Source organism: Ignavibacteriota bacterium (genome assembly GCA_013285405.1).
Taxonomy (GTDB): Bacteria; Bacteroidota; Ignavibacteria; order Ignavibacteriales; family Ignavibacteriaceae; genus IGN2.
Genome location: CP053446.1, coordinates 618,951 through 638,340 on the forward strand (window position 1 = coordinate 618,951; position 19,390 = coordinate 638,340).

Genomic DNA, 19,390 nt, shown 5'->3' on the forward strand with positions numbered 1-19,390 from the left:
TCGGGCAGGTTCAGGATGACTATTAATTTATTCTTCTGAATCTTCTTTCGCACGATTTAAAATTGCAGGCGGAAGCGACTTGGAAGTTTTGGCTCCAAGTTCTTTTATTTTTTCTGCACGACTAATCAAATTTCCTCGTCCATCGGTTAATTTATTCATCGCTTTATCGTAATTATCTTTAACTGAAATTAATCCTTTACCGACTGTAAGCAAGTCTTCAACAAATGCTGTAAACTTATCGAGCATATCTCCACTTTGCCTTGCAATTTCCAAAGCATTTTTGTTTTGGTTTTCTTGTCTCCAAATGCTTGAAATGGTTCTTAGCGTTGCAAGTAGAGTTGAAGGACTCACAATCACAATATTCATTTCAAAAGCATCGTTAAAAATTGCCTGATCATTTTGTACTGCGAGTGCAAATGCCGGTTCGATCGGCATAAACATTAGAACAAAATCAAGACTTTCGAGCTGATATAGATTCTGATAATTTTTTCCGCTTAGATTTTTTATGTGTGATCGGATTGAATTTATATGCTCTCTCAAACCAAGCTGTTTCTGGTGTTCATCTTCTTCTGAAATATATTTTTCATAACCAATCAATGAAACTTTTGAATCCACAACTATACTTTTATTCTCAGGAAGTTTTATTATCACATCCGGTTGTAATCTTTTTCCTGATTCTGAAGTCAAACTTTCCTGGACAACGTATTCCCTCCCTTTCACCAATCCGGATTTTTCGAGAATGCTTTCGAGAATAAACTCACCCCAATTGCCTTGAGTTTTGCTTTGTCCTTTTAATGCTTCAGTAAGATTTTTCGCTTCCTGAGTTATCTGCTGATTCATATCTTTCAATGATGTCAACTGCTGACGAAGCGACGCAAATCTGTCAATATTTTCTTTGTTTGTTTCCTCGACTTTACTCTGAAATTCGTTAATCTTTTCTTTTAACGGATTGAGAATTTCCGAAAGATTTGTTTTGCTTTGCTTTGAAAACTCATCTGTTTTTTCTTTGAAGATTTTATTAGCAAGATTTTCAAATTCTTTTGTGAACTTCTGCTGCAATTCCTCTACTTCTGCTTTTTGTTCAGTGAGTTTTTGTTGAAGATTATTGTAATCAGATTGAAGTGCTGATAATTTTGAGTTGAGCTCAAGAACTTTTTGTCTCTCTGAGTTAAGATTATTTTCAAGTGTGGATCTTTCACGTTCGAGAATTACACTTCGTTCTTCAACCCTGCCGGATTCACCTTTAAATTTTGATGAAGCGATAAACCAGGCAGCAAGTCCTCCAACAATTAATCCAATTATTAAAAAAATTATTTCCATTTTCTTACATCCTTTTAAAACAATAGAACGCAGATGACGCAGATATAACTGATTTGCGCTGATCAGAGATAATCTGCTCAATCAGCGTAATCTGCGTTCTATTCTGCCTATTCTAAACTTCCCACAACCTTCTCAACTTCTTCTAGAATTTCACAAGACTTAACAAGCGCTTTCATCTTGTTATGATCAGGATAAAGCGGACGATCAACGTCGAGATGTTCAACATATTTTCTAATTACTTCTTTTGCTTTTGCAACTCCTTTTCCTGTTTTATGCTCACGGAAATCGAGTGCCTGAGCCGCAGCCATAAATTCAATTCCTAATATACCATAAGCATTATCAAGAATCTGTTGGTTTTTCAAAGCCGTATTCATTCCCATAGAAACAAAATCTTCTTGATCAGCAGCAGCAGGGATTGATTGAATCGAAGCAGGAGTTGAAAGAATTCTTTGTTCAACTATTAATGTATCTGCTGTGTACTGACTCAACATCAAACCAGAAAACATTCCAGCACCTTTTGTTAAGAAAGCAGGAAGTCCGACACTCAATGCCGGATTATTCAATCTGTTCATTCTTCTTTCGGATAAAACACAAATCATAGTAACTGCAGCACCAACCATATCCATTGGAAGCGAAACAGGAGTTCCCTGAAAGTTTGCACCGGTCAATGTTATTTTATCTTCAGGAATAAATATCGGATTATCACCCACGCCATTCAATTCAATTTCAATTTGTGATTTGGCATAAGCAACTGCATCGTGTGCTGCACCAATTACTTGTGGAGAAGATCGCATCGAGTACGCATCCTGAACTTTTTGTTTTAATTTACCAGAAAGAAGATCACTTCCTTCAATACATTTTTTAATTGATTGTGAACTTCGGACAGCTCCAGAAAATCCTCTCAGTTTATGTAAACGAACATCGTACGGTTTCATATTTGCGAGAAGAGCTTCAAGTGACATTGCACAGGCAATTTCAGCTTGTTTCAAGAATCGGTTGATATCATAAATTTGTATCGCAGCAATCGCTGTTAAAAAATTTGAACCATTGATGACTGCAAGTCCGTCTCTTGCTTGAAGTCCGGGAATTTTTATTCCTGCTTTTTCAAACGCAACTTTTCCGGGAAGTCTTTCTCCTTTATAAAATGCTTCTCCTTCTCCCATCATAAGCAAAGCAATTTGCGACATCGGAGCTAGATCACCGCAAGCTCCAACCGAACCTTTTTCGCAGACAACCGGAATACAATCTTTGTTCAGCATATCAACAAGTGTTAAAGTAATTTCAGGTCTGCATCCTGAATTTCCGTGTGCATGAACATTTATTCTTCCTGTAATTGCACCACGCACCCATTCAATCGGCATTGGATTGCCGATTCCTGCAGCGTGATTATAGATAAGATATTTCTGAAAATCTTTTACCTGTTCGTCATTCAACACAACTTCGGAAAATTCTCCGATGCCCGTGTTAACTCCGTACATAATTTCGTGAGCTTTGATTTTTTCTTCAAGCATTGCACGACAGGTTTTTATTCTTTCGATTGAATCTTTGTTGAGTTCGACTTGTTCTTTATTTCTTGCGATGCGGACTACTTTTTCAACTGTTAATCCTGATCCGTTTAAAGTAATAGCCATTCTTTCCTTCCGTTATCCTGTGGTAGATAAAAATGATGATGAATTGTGAATGTAAAATTAACTATTAAGCAGGAGAAATCAGAGAGGAAAAAGAGTAAGAGTAGGATTAAGAGTAAGAGAAAGATCTGGAAATCTTTCTCTTTCAAATTGATTTATAAAATAGAATTCAAAAATAAACTGTTGCGAAAACTGCAGCACCAGTATTAATGTTAGTACCTCCGGGATTGCCAAACCGACTTGAATTTTCATCGGATATTGTGGCGTTCAATTGCGCTTCAACTCCAAAACTAAAACTTTCATTTAGGAAATACTCGCCGCCAGCTAAGAATCCAACTAAAAAATCTGTTGTCGATTCAGGGTCAGCTCCTCCATCATCGCTGCTTGCAGGACTGAAAAAAATAGACCCGGCTCTGCCACCTAAAAATGGCCTTACAACTTTTTTAGTTAAATAGAATCGCCCGACTAGCCCAAGACTTATATCCGACCCAATTTCAGAAGCATATATGAAACCTAAAGCAGGTGCGAGAACAGCTGACTCGGACAGAAAAATAGGAAATAAAATATCAAATTGACTATCCTGTACTAGAGCTGATATACCGAATGAATTACTATTTTCTTTCTCTTGTGCGAACGTACTTTCAGTTACAAATAAAAATGAGACGAACAGAATTAGAATGATATAATATTGTATAAGAATTTTCATTGTGGTCTCCCGATAGAAGTTAAGTTATCGTAAATTTGATTAACTATTACTTTGTAGTAATTACTTTCATTTCTAAAGTTCAATACATCACACCACTTTAGCCAATCATCTGATTGGACGTATATTCTATAAAATCCTTCAGGAAGCAACCTACCTTGCGAATCAGTGAAATGATATTCTAGTCCATAAGAACCTACATTCATTACTTCATTAAGTAGTGTGTTCACAGACAATCTGTTTAAAACTTCAAACTGAGCATTCATTGCATTTAGTACTTCCTTCGATTCCTGCTGAGGTAATCTAGCTGGAACGACCCAAACCTTTACAACATTCTGCTCTGGAATTGCAAACCCGATATTAGTATAATCACCTATTGAAGGTTTACAAAAGCTTCTCCCAGATGGATTTCCCCAAACTGCTAAGACTTCGGGAGACTCCTCTGATGTAAAAAATAATCCTGTAACAACAGGCATTTCATCAAAAGGAGAGTAAGATGATGGATTCCCGGAATCGTTTGAACAAGAAATTAAAATAAGGCTTAATATTAAAAAAAGGATCTGGATGGACTGTATTTTTTTCGTATTCATATTCTTCTCCAAGATTAAGAAAATTATTCTGATAATTCAGATTACTTATAAGAATAAAAAAAATTTACTAATAAAACTTATGGTTTTTTTCACAGTATTCAAATAAGTAATTCTCTATTTATAGTTTTCCAATAACTTTTTAATCTTATCAGAATTTTCTTTATTCGCTCTGAACTTAAACAGAACCGTATCGTGATTGTATTTTACCGAAGTTACTTCTGCAAGATCGTGAATTTGTGATGCGAGTTTTGTTTGCTCAATTCCGAGCGTTAATTCCTGCTCAACGAAAGAATCTTTGATTACATTTTCAATTGATTTAATCAAAGCAGATATGTTAATTCCTTTCTTTGCTGAAATAACAACACCGTCGGGAAATTTATTTCGAACATATTCGATTATGCTTTTATCATCCACGGAATCAACTTTGTTAAATACTTTTATTTCTTTTTTGTGCTCGCTATCGAATTCTTTCAATGTTTCATCTACAACTTTCAGATGATCCTCATAATACGGATGTGAAAGATCAATCAAATGGAGAATGATGTCTGAGTCTCTTACTTCATTCAATGTACTTTTAAATGATGCAACAAGATGTGCCGGAAGTTTTCTTATAAATCCAACTGTATCGCTAATAAGAATTTTTTCCTTAGTATCGAAATTAACTGTACGTGTCGTTGAATCAAGTGTGGCAAATAATTTATCTTCAGCAAACACATCTGACTTTGTAAGAAGATTGAATAAAGTTGATTTGCCTGCATTTGTGTAGCCAGCAATTGAAATTCTTACAAAATCTTTTCTACCTTTGCTTTGTGTTTCTCTTTGCGATTCAATACTTTTTAATTTTTCTTTCAGATGACTGATGCGAGTCCTGATCATTCTTCTGTCAGTTTCAATTTGAGTTTCACCGGGACCTTTCGTTCCGATTCCGCCGTATTGTTTTGAAAGATGTGTCCAGGCTCGAGTTAATCTTGGCAGCATATATTCAAGCTGTGCAAGTTCAACCTGTGTTTTTGCTTCTTTGGTTTTCGCACGGAGAGCAAAGATGTCAAGTATCAATCCGCTTCTGTCAATAATTTTTCTGTTAAAAAGTTTTTCAAGATTTCTAACCTGAACCGGAGTGAGATCATCATCGAAAATCGCAAGATCAATACCATTCAACTCAATAAGCTGAGCCAGTTCTTCCGCTTTTCCTTTGCCGATGTAAAATGCTGAATCAATACTGTTCTTTGACTGAATGATTTTAAATATCGACTCAGCACCAGCCGTATCAGCAAGTTCTTCAAGTTCTGAAAGATGTTCTTCGGTAAGTTCTCTATTGACATTTCTTGTTTGCAGAGCAACAAGCATTGCACGTTCAACTTTTTTTCGATTAATTTCGATCACAATAATTTTGCTCGGATTTACTATCTATTTCTTAAATTTAATTGCATGGTAGTATGGTTGCATGGTTGTATGATCATCAAATAAATTAATAATTCTTGCATACATGCATGCACCCATACAGTCATACACTGTCTTTCAGCTCAACTAATTCTTTTTTCGCATTTCGTGCAATTGTCATTTCAACCAATGCAAGTAGTATTGCAATCAGTACAAAATATCTCCACAACTCAGAACCAAATCTTGCCTGCAAAATCATTTGAGTTGGATTCTCGTTTTTATCAATTATAATATGTTTTCCATTAAAATTAATTTTCTCGAGATACTCGTCAAAATCACTTTCGGTTAAATATTCAGTTACAGATTCAGCCGGATCGGTATTCACATTTGCTGAAGCTAAAAGCTTTTCTCCCGATAGAAATTCATAATTACCTGCAAGTGAAGTTGCAGCGTATGAAATAAAATCCGAGGTCTGATTTTCATCAATGTTTATGAAGTCTTCACTTTTATCAGGTCGTACTATTTTTATTTGAGGAAGAGTCCGTTCTGCAACATTTACATTTATTGTTTCACCTGCAAAATAATTTACCTCATTTTTGTTGTATGCAGATAAATACATAACCGATTTGGTTACAAGCGGTGCAAATATTCCTTTAATCGGGAAATCACTCCACGAAAAAACCGGTGATGAACTGAACAACAAAACTTTTCCATCACCAATAGAATATTCACTCAGGAAACTGCTTTCATCCTGCAACTTGATTATGCTCTTTCCTTTTCCTCCAGGATTAATTTTAAAATAAGAAAATATTTCGGGTGATTCGATTTGTTTCTTCTTCTCATCCATAAAAATATTTTCGAACAATGGATGATTAAAATCTGTCTCACTGAAATGGATTGATTGTCCTGCTTCCAATTTAACAAAACTTCCTGCTGAAGTAATTCCAATTGAGTTTAATGAGCTATTAAATCCTGAGCTGCCATTTTCCGAAGGTGGAAAAATTATAATTCCTTTTCCTGAACTAAGGAACTGATTTAGTTTGACACTTTCATTTCCAAAATTATCACTCAATAAAATTATCACCTGAAAATTATTTAATGAAACGCCTGAGATTTGCTCTGTTTTTTTAATAGTGATATCAAAATAACCTTTTTCGGAAACTGATTTCAGTGCAGCTTCAATGAGTTTCGTATCATTTACATCATCTGCAAGGATCAGCACGGGAATTTTTTCAGAAATAAAAAATGAAGTGTAGCGTTTGTTATCTTGTATTATATCATCTTCTTCAATTTCTATGATGGCATCGTTATATCCAAAATTTCTTGCTGATGCTTCCAGGTTTGCTATTTTTGATTCACCCGAATTCAAATTTATACTTTGTTGAGCAAGTCTTTCTCCATTAATAAATAGAGAAACCACAAGATTGTCTTTCGTTCTTTCAGAATAATTTTTTAAAGTTGCCTCAAATTTTACAGGTTTATCTTTCTCAAAAATCTGTGTGTTTAATTTCAAATCATCAATTCCAAAATTAAAAACTTCTTTTCCTGAATAATTAAATGTGTACAATCGAACCTGCTCACCAAGCTGCTCTTTCAAATCAATTATTTCATCCTCATTTGCAAGTCTTCCTTTTTGAAAATCAGCTAGAACATAAATTTCTTTATTGAAATTTTTTGCTTCGCCAATTAACTCAGCAGCTTTGATAATTGAATTATTCAATTTCCCTGAAGCATAAGAAATATTTGTTGCATCAACTTCCTGAACGAACTTATTTAGATTTGATGTCATTTCGATTTCATCCGGTTGATGTGAAACGAGAACTAATCCAAACTCATCACCTTCTTCAAACTGGGTGAGGATATTTTTTATTGCTTCTTTTGCTTGATTGAAGTATGAGCCATTCTGATCAACAACCGACATACTGAAAGTATCATCAAGTATAAAAACGGCGGTGGTTTTTGCAGCAGAAGTTGTTCCACCAATTGAAACACCAACAATGGTTGGTCTAGCAAAAGCAGTTACGATTGCGAGTATAATCAAAACGCGAAGTGCAAGAAGCAGCCATTGCTTTATTTTTATTTTCCTGATTTTATTCTTCTGTAGCTCCTTTAAAAACTGGAGTGTACTGAAATCAATTTTTTTCAGCTTTCTAAGATTCAGCAAGTGAATTATGATTGGAATCGATGCAGCTAAAAGTCCAAATAAAACAGCAGGATTTAAAAACGTCATTTAGAAAAATTACTTGTGATTGAATAATTGATTGAGGAAAATAGCTATATGTGATTAGTTAATCCATACAAGATTTTGGGGCCGATAATTTTAGTTTTCAAAATTATTTCGGCTTAATCATATTTTCAGGCTTAAGTAAATCATCAAGCTCAGCTTTCGATAAAAGCTTTTTCTCCAGCACTAATTCATATACACCTTTATTTTTATCAAGAGCTTCTTTCGCTAATTGTGTTGATGTTTCATAACCGAGTACAGGATTGAGAGCAGTTACAAGTCCGATACTGTTTTCAACAAGCGATCTGCATCTGTCTTCGTTTACAGTTATTCCGTCAACACACTTTTGTTTAAGAGTCATCATTCCGTTCTTCAGCATTTCAATTGATTCAAAAAGACTTTCAACTATAATTGGCTCAAATACATTCAACTGAAGCTGCCCGGCTTCTGCAGCGAGTGTAACCGTTAAATCATTTCCGATAACTTTAAAAGCAATTTGATTCACAACTTCAGGAATAACCGGATTTATTTTCCCCGGCATTATCGATGAACCTGGCTGCATTGGTGGAAGATTGATTTCATTAATTCCGGTTCTTGGTCCTGAAGAAAGCAGCCGAAGATCATTACAAATTTTTGACAACTTTACTGCAAGTCTTTTCACCGCAGAAGAATACATTACGAATGCACCAGTATCCTGTGTTGCTTCTACTAAATTATTAGCGAGCACAATTTCCATTTTTGTAATATCACGCAAATGAGAAACAACTTTTTTGCTGTAATCGGGATGAGAATTTATTCCGGTACCGATTGCTGTTGCACCCATATTAACTTCCAAAAAAAGTTTTACGTTTTGTTCGAGTCGTTCAACTTCTTCACCGAGAGTAACAGCATACGCTTCAAACTCCTGTCCCATTGTCATCGGAACAGCATCCTGAAGTTGTGTTCTTCCCATTTTAATTATGTGAGAAAATTCTTTCGCCTTGTCATGAAAAGACTGAATCAATTCTTTCAGCACTTCGGTGAGTGTTCGGTTTGCGAGAATCAATGCGATCTTTACTGAGGTTGGATATGCATCGTTTGTTGACTGTGATAAATTAACGTGATTATTAGGATGGCAATATTTGTATTCACCTTTTTCATAGCCAAGAATTTCAAGTGCGCGGTTTGCAATCACTTCATTCGCATTCATATTTGTGGAGGTTCCGGCTCCTCCCTGAATCATATCAACAATAAAATGAGTATGAAGTTTTCCATTAATTATTTCTGAGCAAGCCTGAACGATTGCATCCGTAACCGGTTTGGAAAGAAGTCCAAGTTCATTGTTAGTTTTAGCAGCAGCCATTTTAACCATAGCTAAAGCCTGAATTATCACCGGATGAAAGTTCAGTGTAACTCCGCTGATCATAAAGTTTTCAATTGCACGCAGAGTTTGAACACCGTAATAAACTTCATTTGGAACTTCCCTGTCTCCGAGTAAATCGTGTTCACTTCTTGTTCTTCCTGATTGATATTGAGCTGCAAGGTTTACGGATCTTGTATTCGCTGAACTCATCCTTCTTGAAATTACACGAGCAATCTTTGAAAGAATTTCCATTGCAACATCATTGTGCTCAATCATTAATTCTTTGAACTTATCTCTTGAAAGCCTGAAGATTACTGAGTTGATAGTTGCTCTTGCAGAAGTTGAATGGGGTGAATCATCCATCAAAGCTCCTTCGCCAAGAAAGTCGTATTTACCAAAAACTGAGAGTCTTTTCTCTCCGCCGAACGGAGTGGTTTTAAATAATTCAACTTCTCCTTCGTAAATAATTGAAAGATTTTCCCGTGTGTTGTTTTCAGTGAAAACCATTCCATTTATCGGAAAGTTTATGACTAAAATTTTATCGACAACTGTCTGAAGTTGGTTGTCATCTAATCCTTTAAATAACTCAATTCTTTTTAGAAAAGATTTAATGTTTGATTTTTCCATTATTTCACCTGATTAAAATGTGTTACTAAAAAAAAGAGAATCCTGATAGATTCTCCTTTAAAGTTATTTTCAAATGTAATTTAGTTTTTATTTTTCTCAGCAATTAAATTCAACGCACTGCCAGCTTTGAACCAACCAATCTGTGCTTCATTCATTGTTTGGTTGAGCATGATTTCATTTTTACTTCCATCAGAATGTTTGGCTATCATTTTTAGTTGCTTGCCTGGAACAAGCTGAGTTACGAACAAATCGATTTTGTCATCTTCTTTTATTTTGTCATAATCTTTCGGATCTGCAAAAGTCAGCGGAAGCATTCCCTGTTTTTTCAGATTGGTTTCGTGAATTCGTGCAAAACTTTTTACAATGATTGCTTTGCCGCCAAGAAATCTTGGTTCCATTGCTGCGTGTTCACGCGAAGAACCTTCGCCATAATTTTCATCTCCAATAACAATCCAACCAATTCCCTTTGCTTTATATTCACGGGCAACTTCAGGAACTGATTTTATCTCGCCGGAAAAAATATTTTTAACTTTCCCTGTATCTCCGCTGTATGCATTTGTAGCCCCGATGAACATATTATTTGAAATGTTATCAAGATGCCCACGAAACCTTAACCACGGACCAGCCATTGAGATGTGATCGGTTGTACATTTACCTTTTGCTTTAAGAAGAACCGGAAAATCATTAAAATCTTTTCCATCCCATTTTTCAAATGGTTTAAGTAACTGAAGTCTTTCACTTTTTGGATCAACTTTTACTTCGACTGAAGAACCATCTATTGCAGGAGGAATAAATCCACTGCTTCCTTCATCAAATCCTTTCGGAGGAAGTTCCTCTCCTGTTGGTGGATTTAGTTTAATTTTTTCTCCTTTTTCATTTACCAGTTCATCTGTAACAGGGTTAAACGAAAGACTTCCTGCAATAGCAAGTGCGGTTGTAATTTCAGGTGAAGCTACGAATGCTAGTGTTTCAGGATTACCATCGTTTCTCTTCGCAAAATTTCTGTTAAATGAAGTTACTATTGTATTCTTTTCGCCTGTTTTGATATCCATTCTTTTCCACATTCCGATGCAGGGACCACAAGCATTTGCTAGTATTAATCCACCAATATCAGTTAGTGCTTTTAGTTGGCCATCACGTTCGATTGTAGCTCTGACTTGTTCTGAACCAGGAGTAATTGTGAATTGTGATTTTGCTTTCAATCCTTTTGAAAGTGCAAGCTTTGCAATGCTGGCAGATCGATCAATATCTTCATAGCTTGAATTTGTGCAACTTCCAATTAAAGCAACAGAAATTTTATCGGGATAGTTTTCTTTTTTAACTGCTTCTTTCATTTTAGAAATTGGCCAGGCTTTATCGGGCGTGAATGGACCGTTGAGGTGAGGTTCAAGCTGGCTAAGATTAATTTCTATCACCTGATCAAAATACTTTTCTGGATTTTCAAAAACCTCTTTGTCTGCACATAACTCATCCGAAATTCCTTCTGCAAGTACGGCCACATCAGGTCTTTTAGTAATTTTTAGATAAGCAGACATCTTTTCATCGAACGGAAAAACAGAAGTTGTCGCACCTATCTCAGCACCCATATTACAAATCGTTCCTTTGCCAGTACAGGAAATTGATGAAGTTCCTTCGCCAAAATATTCTACAATTGCACCTGTTCCACCTTTTACGGTTAAAATTCCTGCGAGATTTAGAATTACATCTTTTGCTGAAGTCCAGCCATTCAGCTTGCCGGTTAACTTTACTCCGGTGATTTTTGGCCATTTTAATTCCCACGGCATTCCAGCCATCACATCAACTGCATCAGCACCACCAACTCCAATTGCAATCATTCCGAGCCCGCCGGCATTCGGAGTATGCGAGTCAGTTCCAATCATCATTCCACCAGGAAAAGCATAATTCTCCAAAACAACCTGATGAATAATTCCTGCACCGGGTTTCCAGAAACCAATTCCGTACTTTTGCGAAATGCTCTCAAGAAAATCATATACTTCCTTGTTCTCTTCATTAGCTCTGAGTAAATCATCTTTTGCTCCAACCTGAGCCTGAATAAGATGATCACAATGAACGGTGGAAGGAACAGAAGTAGTCTTTTTTCCTGAAGACATAAATTGAAGAAGCGCCATTTGTGCTGTTGCATCCTGCATTGCAACTCTGTCAGGTGTTAAATCAACATAATCTTTTCCTCGATTAAATTGCTTTACCGGATTATCCCATAGATGTGTGTATAAGATTTTTTCAGTGTAAGTGAGTGGTCGATTCAAAACTTTTCTAATTTCGGTCAATTTTTCCCGGTAATTATTATATACGGCTTTAATCATATCAAAATTTGATGTCATTTGAAGTCCTTTACTTTAAGCAAATAAAAATTTTTCTGCTCCAAAATACAGAAAATCATCGAAATTTGTTTAATTCCGACATTCCCAGATTGTCTGCACGATATTTGACGCCGGGAGACGAACCTTAAATAAGTGCGTATTATAATTCAGAAAATAAACCGCGGGAAAAAATATAGTGGAGAAAAATCCTATACTAATCGTTGATGATGAACCTTCATATTTGGAATTAATGAAGGATTTCCTGAACCAGGAAGGTTATGCTAATGTGATTACTGAATCAAATCCATTAAATGTTTTGCCACTTCTTGACAGGACAGATATTGATCTGATTCTTCTGGATATTTTTATGCCGGAGATGAACGGACTTGAATTGCTCGAAAAGATTTACGCCGTTTATCCAGGAATTCCTGTCATAGTTATCACAGCGGTTCACGAAGTTCAGATTGCACTAAAAGCAATAAAGCTCGGTGCCTACGAATTTATTACAAAACCACCAGATACTGACAGATTGTTGTTAACTATACGAAGAGCATTAGATACAAAGCTTCTGGAGTCTGAAAGAGATTCATTAAGAAGATCGTTGTTTGAACATAAACCAAGCCGAAGAATATTTTCAGATATTATTACTGATTCACCTGTGATGCATAAAGTATTTGAACTTGTTGAAATTTTTGCACCAACAAATGAAACTGTTTTCATTGCAGGAGAAACCGGAACCGGTAAAGATATGATAGCAAGTAAAATTCATGATCTTTCTCCAAGAAGAGGCAGACCGTTTGTTGCAGTCAACCTTGCTTCAATAACACCAAGCTTATTTGAAAGTGAACTTTTTGGATACAAGAAAGGAACGTTTACCGGAGCTGTTGAAGATAAAGTCGGATATTTTGAAGCTGCTAACGGAGGTACAATTTTTCTTGATGAAGTTGGCGAACTGCCAATTGCTCTTCAAGGTAAACTGCTGCGCACAATTCAATACAATGAAATTTACCGGATTGGTGATGCAAAACCAGTTCAACTGGATATTAGGATTATCTCAGCTACCAACAAAGACCTTCTTCAGGCAGTTAACAATAAAGAGTTTAGAGCAGATTTGTATTATCGTCTCAATCGCGGATTTATTTTTATGCCTCCTCTTAATAAAAGAGGTGATGATGTTGTTCTACTTGCAGAACATTTTCTTGAAGTAGGAAACCGGACTTACAGCAAAAACATACAGGGATTTTCTGAAAGTGTTATGGAAGCATTGAAAAGCTATACGTTCCCGGGTAATGTAAGAGAATTAGAAAATATTATACTAAACTCTGTTGCAAAAACATTTGGTGAAACGCATATAAATTCGATCGATCTTCCAAAAGAATATCTCAGACCAATTGACAATGGGAATAATCACAAACCAAAATTAACCACACTCAACCTCGCTGCTGAGGAACATATTTTAAATATTATGAAAACGGTTGGGAATAGCGTTCAAAGAGCTGCACCGCTTCTTGGAGTTAGCGAAAGAACCTTACAAAGAAGATTGAAAGCAATTAGGGAAAGAAGAAACTGAGATTGAATAATTTCTGCAATAAACTATTTATCTTAATTTTTTTAAGATAATTACTTATTTGAGAAGTTATTTAAATTTTATTTGAGTTAAGTCAAAGTTTGAATACGACTTAACGAAATTATTGACGACAGTATTGCCGTTAAATTTGCATCTAACTTTTAAAACACTTCCAAATAATTCCAAAAATCAATTTTTTCATATTAGCACGCCAATTGCAACTTTTAAATTAATTTGGGTTACTATCAATTTCCCAGAGCTTAAAGATTAAATGAATCAATTTCTATCACAAATTTTAAAAGTAATCGATTCATTTAGTAGTTAAGTAAAAATTAAAACTTGTTTTAAATAAGATACGTATATGATCTACTATTTTTTGGAAAGTTTTATTCTTGTTTCCGAAGTAATATTTGGTTCAGAATCGTATCAAAATAAAATTTCTTAAATTTATTAAAATGTGGGAGAGAACTATGATACAATTAAAGCCAAATAAAAATGGGACTGCTGATGTTAATGAGTTTTCAGGATTTGTTTCAACAAAGCATAATGGAGTAACCAATCTTACAAAAATTGTTCTTGCAATCTCTGTACTACTAGCAGTACTAATGTTCGTATCAAAATAATTAATCAATTGCTGAATAATTTTTTGAGTTGAACCAAAATTGTTTGAATTAAATACGCTAACTAATTAATGCTACTCTTAATTCTCGGCAATAATTCTGTGAACGTTAATTATGTCACAATTACTTTAATTCTGATAAAATCATGGAATTATTACTAATACTAAGAAGGTAAAATATGCTGATATATAAACTTTTTCTGTGGTATTACTTCCAATTCTGTCGCCTGCGACATGAATGACATTTTTAGATTCTAAAAATTTCGAGAAAACATAATAAAAAATTAAAAATCTGGTTCTTCAGCACAAAACAGAAAATTGCACAATAGTTGCATAAGATACACTAATAATAATTTTTAATTTAAGGAAATCGATTTTATGACCACTGCCCAAACACTGCTTTCGATCGGAGCAATTATGCTTTTAACATTCTTAATCTTAAGATTTAATAGTATCCAAATAACTTCATCAGAAGCTGCATATAATGCAAAGTTCGGAATTGTTGCTAACTCATTAGCTAATTCATTGATTGAGGAAGCAAAAGATAAGGTGTTTGATGAGGTAGTACTTGATACAAACAAAGTTATACTTTCGGCTTCAGATTTTTCACCGACTGCAAATACAAATATGGGAAAAGAAATTGGTGAAGTTTATCCGAACTTTGATGATTTTGATGACTATAACAATTTATTTGTTCTCGACACACTTTCTTTAACTAATCCAACAACAGGAAGAGCAACTCCTTTTGAAATACGATCAACTGTAAACTATGTTTCTGACACAGCACCTGATGTAAAATCAGGGAGTAAAACATATCATAAAAAATTAACTGTAGCAGTTTATAGTAGTGCAATGATTGATACAGTTAAGATTACTACTGTATTTAGTTTCTGGACATTATTAGAATAATTTAAGTATGAGGATTAACTAATGGGATTTTCAGTAATATTTGATATTCTTACCGCCACGATCATTGGTGGAATTATTCTTATGAATCTTCTCAATCTTAATGAGAATGTTTATCAAACCGAAGTAACTTCTATGATGGATGTCAACTTACAAGTGGAAGTCATTAATACAGCAAACGTAATTGAAAATGACTTTAATAAGATCGGTTATTGTGCGAACCCCGCAAATATAAATGATCTTCCAAAAGTTACATTAGGTGATTCATCTTCAATCAAGATCGTATTTGACGCTGATAAAAATGGCTTTTATGATACTGTTTACTATTATGTAAGTGATACAACTCTTCTCAATAATACACCCAATCCAAGAGATAAAGTACTTTACAGAAGATTAAATGGGAACACACCATATATGGTAAGCAATAGAATCACAGATTTTAGATTACAATATCTTGATGCTTTATATAATGTTCTGCCAACACCTGTTGCTTCTCCAGGATTAGCTACATATATAAAAATTGCAATTAAAGTAGAAGATCCTTTTGCTATTGAAAATGAATACAACGAAGCATATTGGCGTAGATTAACCGTTACTGCAAAAAATTTAAAAAGAAATTAGGAGATTTAAAATGGGCGGAAAAGTTTCACTTCTTCTTGTAATGTTATTCAGCGGAATAATGGCATTATTTAGTGGAAAAATAGTCAATAGAAACGTAGAAATGACGGAAAACTTTGTTGACTATTACAGCGTTACTAGAGCATCAAACATTGCCATTAGCGCAGCTAATATTGCCATCAATAAACTATATTTAAATAGAAAATGGATGGATGGTATCAGTAACCGTGCATTTGCTGATGGAGTTATGAATGTAGATATCGACACAATTGGCTGGGACAACCGAAAAATTGTTGCAACCGGAGAATATAGAGGAATTACCAAAACTGTTGAAATACTACTGGAACCTGAAAATTTTGCACTCTTCGGAAATTTTTATAATGTTTTTGGAAGTGTTTGGGCTGCAACTGGTGATACATTCTCTGGCAGATTTCATGCAAACGATTGGATCAATTGTTATGGTGATCCTGTATTTCTAGGACCTGCAACAACTTCCAAAGGTGTAAAATTGTATGATAACAAATCGCACCCGGAATTTTTTGGTGGGACGAAAGTTACCGATCCGATACCATTGGAGTTTGATACTTCTTCAATTAGGATTGCAGCATACAGTAATGGAAGAATTTTTAGAGACACAACAAATGCTGGGAAAGTCACAACAGTGGATTTGACATTTTTGGCAAATGGAAATGTTACTTACAAACTAAAAATCGGTAGTGGCAGCTACACTTCACCAATAACCGTTCCTTTAACCTCTCTGGCTCCTAATGGTGTTATTTATGTTGAGAAAGGAAATATTAACGTTCAAGGAACGTTAGATGGAAGGACAACCATTGTTGCTTCTCAAAAAGGAAGCTCGAGTGCTGGCCAAGTATTTATAACAAATAGTATTAATTACGCAAGTAATCCCTTAACTAATCCTTCAAGTAACGATATGATGGGTATTGTTGCGGAGAATAAAGTAGTTGTAACCTATGATCCTGCCCGCGGCGATATTAATATTTGTTCTTCTATCTTTTCTAAGAAAGACGGTTTAGTTATTGAGAGATATGGCGAATATCCAACAGCTTACAAAATGAACCTCCTTGGTGGAATAATTGGACAGAAAGTTCAACCCACTGCGAACTACAAACTCATTAATGGTAAATATGTGCCTATTAACGGATATAGTTATGTTCATAAATATGATGATAGAATGCTAAAAGTAAGACCACCATTTTTTCCATCCACCAAATATTTTCGTGTAATTAGCTGGTACGAAGAATAATCTTACCTTTCTCTCAATTTTTAAACAAGAGTAATGTCGATGGCATTACTCTTCTTTTATTTAAATCTGTTTAACATTTATATTTTTATCATAATCTCTTTAGAATAAAATTATCTCGTGAACCAGCGTTAATTTTGTCCGACACCGGCACCAAACAGAACTATTTATCCCATTTTCTCACCTTTTTATCGGAAAATTCTTCTGAATCTACTGACGATTTTGTCGCTTGCACAATCAATTGTTAAATAATGCAAATCGTTAGGTGGCCTGAAAATTGTCAATTGCGTAATAATTCTTTTAAAACAGAATTAAAATTTTGATCATAGTATTCTTAATAATTATTCGAGAGGCATAAAAGCAATGGAATCAATAGAACGCAAAGTTGAAAACTACGCAATAGTATTTAATGTAAACTTATTGAGAGCTACTCTCATTGAGGCGACTGAATTTAAGGATTTACTGGAAGAAACAATTGCAGATACAGACAAAGACATTATTGTTAATCTGAGTGCTTGTGAACATCTTGATTCAACTTTTCTTGGTGTTCTTGTAAGTAGTTATAAGAGACTAAAAAGCCAGAATAGAACTCTTGTAATAATTGAGCCAATCGAACAATCAAGTATTTTCCTGACTCTAAACTCAATTGGAAAAATATTTCCTCTCTATACAAGTGTAAAAGTTGCATTAGAAGATATTGAGAATAAAAAACTTCTTGAGAACGAACTTCATGAGATTGATGCAAAGCAGACACGAAAATCTGAAAGACAATTAAGTTCTAACAGTGTAACTTCAACTCATCCTTTAGTAGATTCTCCGTTAGTTCAAATGCAGGAACCGATCCAGGAATTAGAACCAGAAATTACTGAGGAACTTTTTGAAAAAAGTGCTCCGGAGAAATTGAGTTTTTCATCTGTAGTGGCTCAAACTGAAAATGCAAATAAGTTCGAAATGGAAAATAGTAGTGAAGATACTCCACGAATAGAATCAGCAGAACCAATGTTTAAAAACAGAAATTTAGAATACGAGATTGATGCTGTGAAAGAAGATATTTTTGTTTCTGTTCCCCAAGAAGTTATCAAACCAGATATGCGTTTTCATTCAGGTAAAGTAGAGTGGGAATTTGGTTTCAGTTCTTAATCATAGATGAAAAATAAATCGTCTAAGGTGAAAAATCCTCGTTCCTGATCAGTAATAAAATTGCAGATTGAGGAATAATGAGAAATTTTTCTTTATCGAATTCAATTTCAACAGCTTCTTTTCTTAAAAAAATAGCCAGATCACCTTCACGTGCCTGAAGTGGAATATATTTCACTTTATTTACTGATTCCTTCCATGGTTCATCATCAATCTCAGTGGATGTTGCATAACCCGGACCAACTTTCATAACGTAACCGCTTTGAACACGTTCCTTTTCAGTTACACCTGATGGTAAATATAAACCGCTGGATGTTCTAGAAGATTCTTCCTGAGGTCTGATAAGAACTCTATCCCCTACAACAACAAACCGATCAATATTTCTCAATTTCAATTCCATTAATAATTTCAAATGTTTCTCACTGAAATATATCAAAAGTAAAAGTTAATCTCCTGTTGGCAGAAATTCTTTTTCCACATCGGATTCTTTATTCATAAATTTGAACAGCTAATTGAACAAAATGATCTATGTCTGATTACAATTCAAATTTTTGGGATGAGAGATTCTCTGTAGAGGGATATGTTTACGGCACTGAGCCGAATAAATTCTTCAAAGAACAGTTGATGAAAATTAATCCGGTTGGCAGGCTACTCTTGCCGGCAGAGGGTGAAGGAAGGAATGCAGTTTTTGCAGCAAAGCTCGGCTGGAATGTAGATGCATTTGATCAGAGTAAAGTCGCAAGACAAAAAGCAATGAAGCTTTCAAAAGTAAACGACGTTAAAATCGATTATTTTATTACTCAATTGGAAGATTTTATTCCTCATAAAAATTATTATGATTGCGCTGCAATTATTTTCGTTCACGTTCCAACTGAATCAAGATCAATATTCTATAAAAAAATTATTGAGTCATTAAAACCGAAAGGTAAGATTATCATTGAATTATTTTCAAAGAATCAATTAGGTAAAAATTCAGGAGGACCACAGGATACAAATATGCTTGCTTCTGTTGAAGAGATTAGAACCGATTTTAGAGAAATAAAAACAGAACTCCTCGCCGAAGAAAATATTTATCTCGAAGAAGGTGCAAAACACTCGGGTAACGCCAGCGTAATCAGATTTATTGGTGAAAAAATATTATGAC

The 19,390-nt window shown here is 34.7% G+C and carries 16 protein-coding genes; 7 read left to right on the forward strand and 9 right to left on the reverse strand.

Annotated features, from left to right (window positions below; translation table 11 throughout):
* Nucleotides 1–27: 27 nt before the first annotated feature.
* The 8 genes from rmuC to HND39_02685 all read right to left on the reverse strand — a co-directional run bounded on the left by rmuC (nucleotide 28) and on the right by HND39_02685 (nucleotide 12,156).
* A complete protein-coding gene (rmuC, locus tag HND39_02650; protein QKJ95255.1) occupies nucleotides 28–1,320 on the reverse strand; it encodes a DNA recombination protein RmuC in 1,293 nt (430 codons plus the stop codon).
* 107 nt (nucleotides 1,321–1,427) lie between these two features.
* On the reverse strand, nucleotides 1,428–2,951 hold the full coding sequence (locus HND39_02655; protein QKJ95256.1) for an aromatic amino acid lyase: 1,524 nt from the start codon (nucleotides 2,949–2,951) through the stop codon (nucleotides 1,428–1,430).
* A 166-nt stretch (nucleotides 2,952–3,117) separates the two neighbouring features.
* Entirely contained in the window at nucleotides 3,118–3,654 is a 537-nt protein-coding gene (locus tag HND39_02660) for a hypothetical protein (GenBank protein ID QKJ95257.1), read from the reverse strand.
* Nucleotides 3,651–4,241, reverse strand: coding sequence for a hypothetical protein (locus tag HND39_02665; protein QKJ95258.1), 591 nt, complete (start codon nucleotides 4,239–4,241; stop codon nucleotides 3,651–3,653). Before HND39_02665 ends, HND39_02660 begins: the two co-directional genes overlap by 4 nt.
* A 114-nt stretch (nucleotides 4,242–4,355) precedes the next feature.
* On the reverse strand, nucleotides 4,356–5,624 hold the full coding sequence (hflX, locus tag HND39_02670) for a GTPase HflX (protein ID QKJ95259.1): 1,269 nt from the start codon (nucleotides 5,622–5,624) through the stop codon (nucleotides 4,356–4,358).
* A gap of 121 nt (nucleotides 5,625–5,745) precedes the next feature.
* Nucleotides 5,746–7,851, reverse strand: coding sequence for a VWA domain-containing protein (locus HND39_02675; protein QKJ95260.1), 2,106 nt, complete (start codon nucleotides 7,849–7,851; stop codon nucleotides 5,746–5,748).
* Between the two features lie 103 nt (nucleotides 7,852–7,954).
* Nucleotides 7,955–9,814, reverse strand: a complete 1,860-nt coding sequence (aspA, locus tag HND39_02680; protein ID QKJ95261.1) for an aspartate ammonia-lyase — start codon at nucleotides 9,812–9,814, stop codon at nucleotides 7,955–7,957.
* Between the two features lie 80 nt (nucleotides 9,815–9,894).
* Nucleotides 9,895–12,156, reverse strand: coding sequence for an aconitate hydratase (locus HND39_02685; protein QKJ95262.1), 2,262 nt, complete (start codon nucleotides 12,154–12,156; stop codon nucleotides 9,895–9,897).
* Between the two features lie 175 nt (nucleotides 12,157–12,331).
* Between HND39_02685 and HND39_02690 the strand changes: the two genes are divergently transcribed.
* From HND39_02690 to HND39_02715, 6 genes are all read left to right on the forward strand, one after another.
* A complete protein-coding gene (locus HND39_02690) occupies nucleotides 12,332–13,705 on the forward strand; it encodes a sigma-54-dependent Fis family transcriptional regulator (protein ID QKJ95263.1) in 1,374 nt (457 codons plus the stop codon).
* Between the two features lie 467 nt (nucleotides 13,706–14,172).
* Complete coding sequence (locus HND39_02695; protein QKJ95264.1) at nucleotides 14,173–14,325, forward strand: hypothetical protein; 153 nt, start codon at nucleotides 14,173–14,175, stop codon at nucleotides 14,323–14,325.
* 374 nt (nucleotides 14,326–14,699) lie between these two features.
* The gene (locus tag HND39_02700) at nucleotides 14,700–15,230 is read left to right on the forward strand and encodes a hypothetical protein (protein QKJ95265.1); all 531 of its coding nucleotides are present in this window, start codon (nucleotides 14,700–14,702) and stop codon (nucleotides 15,228–15,230) included.
* A gap of 21 nt (nucleotides 15,231–15,251) precedes the next feature.
* Nucleotides 15,252–15,848 (forward strand): hypothetical protein, encoded by a 597-nt coding sequence (locus HND39_02705; GenBank protein ID QKJ95266.1) that lies wholly within the window; start codon nucleotides 15,252–15,254, stop codon nucleotides 15,846–15,848.
* Nucleotides 15,849–15,858: 10 nt separating this feature from the next.
* A complete protein-coding gene (locus HND39_02710; GenBank protein QKJ95267.1) occupies nucleotides 15,859–17,112 on the forward strand; it encodes a hypothetical protein in 1,254 nt (417 codons plus the stop codon).
* Between the two features lie 360 nt (nucleotides 17,113–17,472).
* Nucleotides 17,473–18,249 carry an STAS domain-containing protein gene (locus tag HND39_02715; protein QKJ95268.1) on the forward strand — a complete coding sequence of 259 codons (777 nt, stop codon included), beginning with the start codon at nucleotides 17,473–17,475 and terminating at the stop codon, nucleotides 18,247–18,249.
* A 22-nt stretch (nucleotides 18,250–18,271) separates the two neighbouring features.
* On the opposite strand, the gene HND39_02720 is transcribed toward HND39_02715, so the two are convergent.
* Nucleotides 18,272–18,646 (reverse strand): co-chaperone GroES, encoded by a 375-nt coding sequence (locus HND39_02720; protein ID QKJ95269.1) that lies wholly within the window; start codon nucleotides 18,644–18,646, stop codon nucleotides 18,272–18,274.
* Between the two features lie 128 nt (nucleotides 18,647–18,774).
* Between HND39_02720 and HND39_02725 the strand changes: the two genes are divergently transcribed.
* Nucleotides 18,775–19,389 carry a class I SAM-dependent methyltransferase gene (locus HND39_02725; GenBank protein ID QKJ95270.1) on the forward strand — a complete coding sequence of 205 codons (615 nt, stop codon included), beginning with the start codon at nucleotides 18,775–18,777 and terminating at the stop codon, nucleotides 19,387–19,389.
* The last annotated feature ends 1 nt before the right edge of the window (nucleotide 19,390 follow it).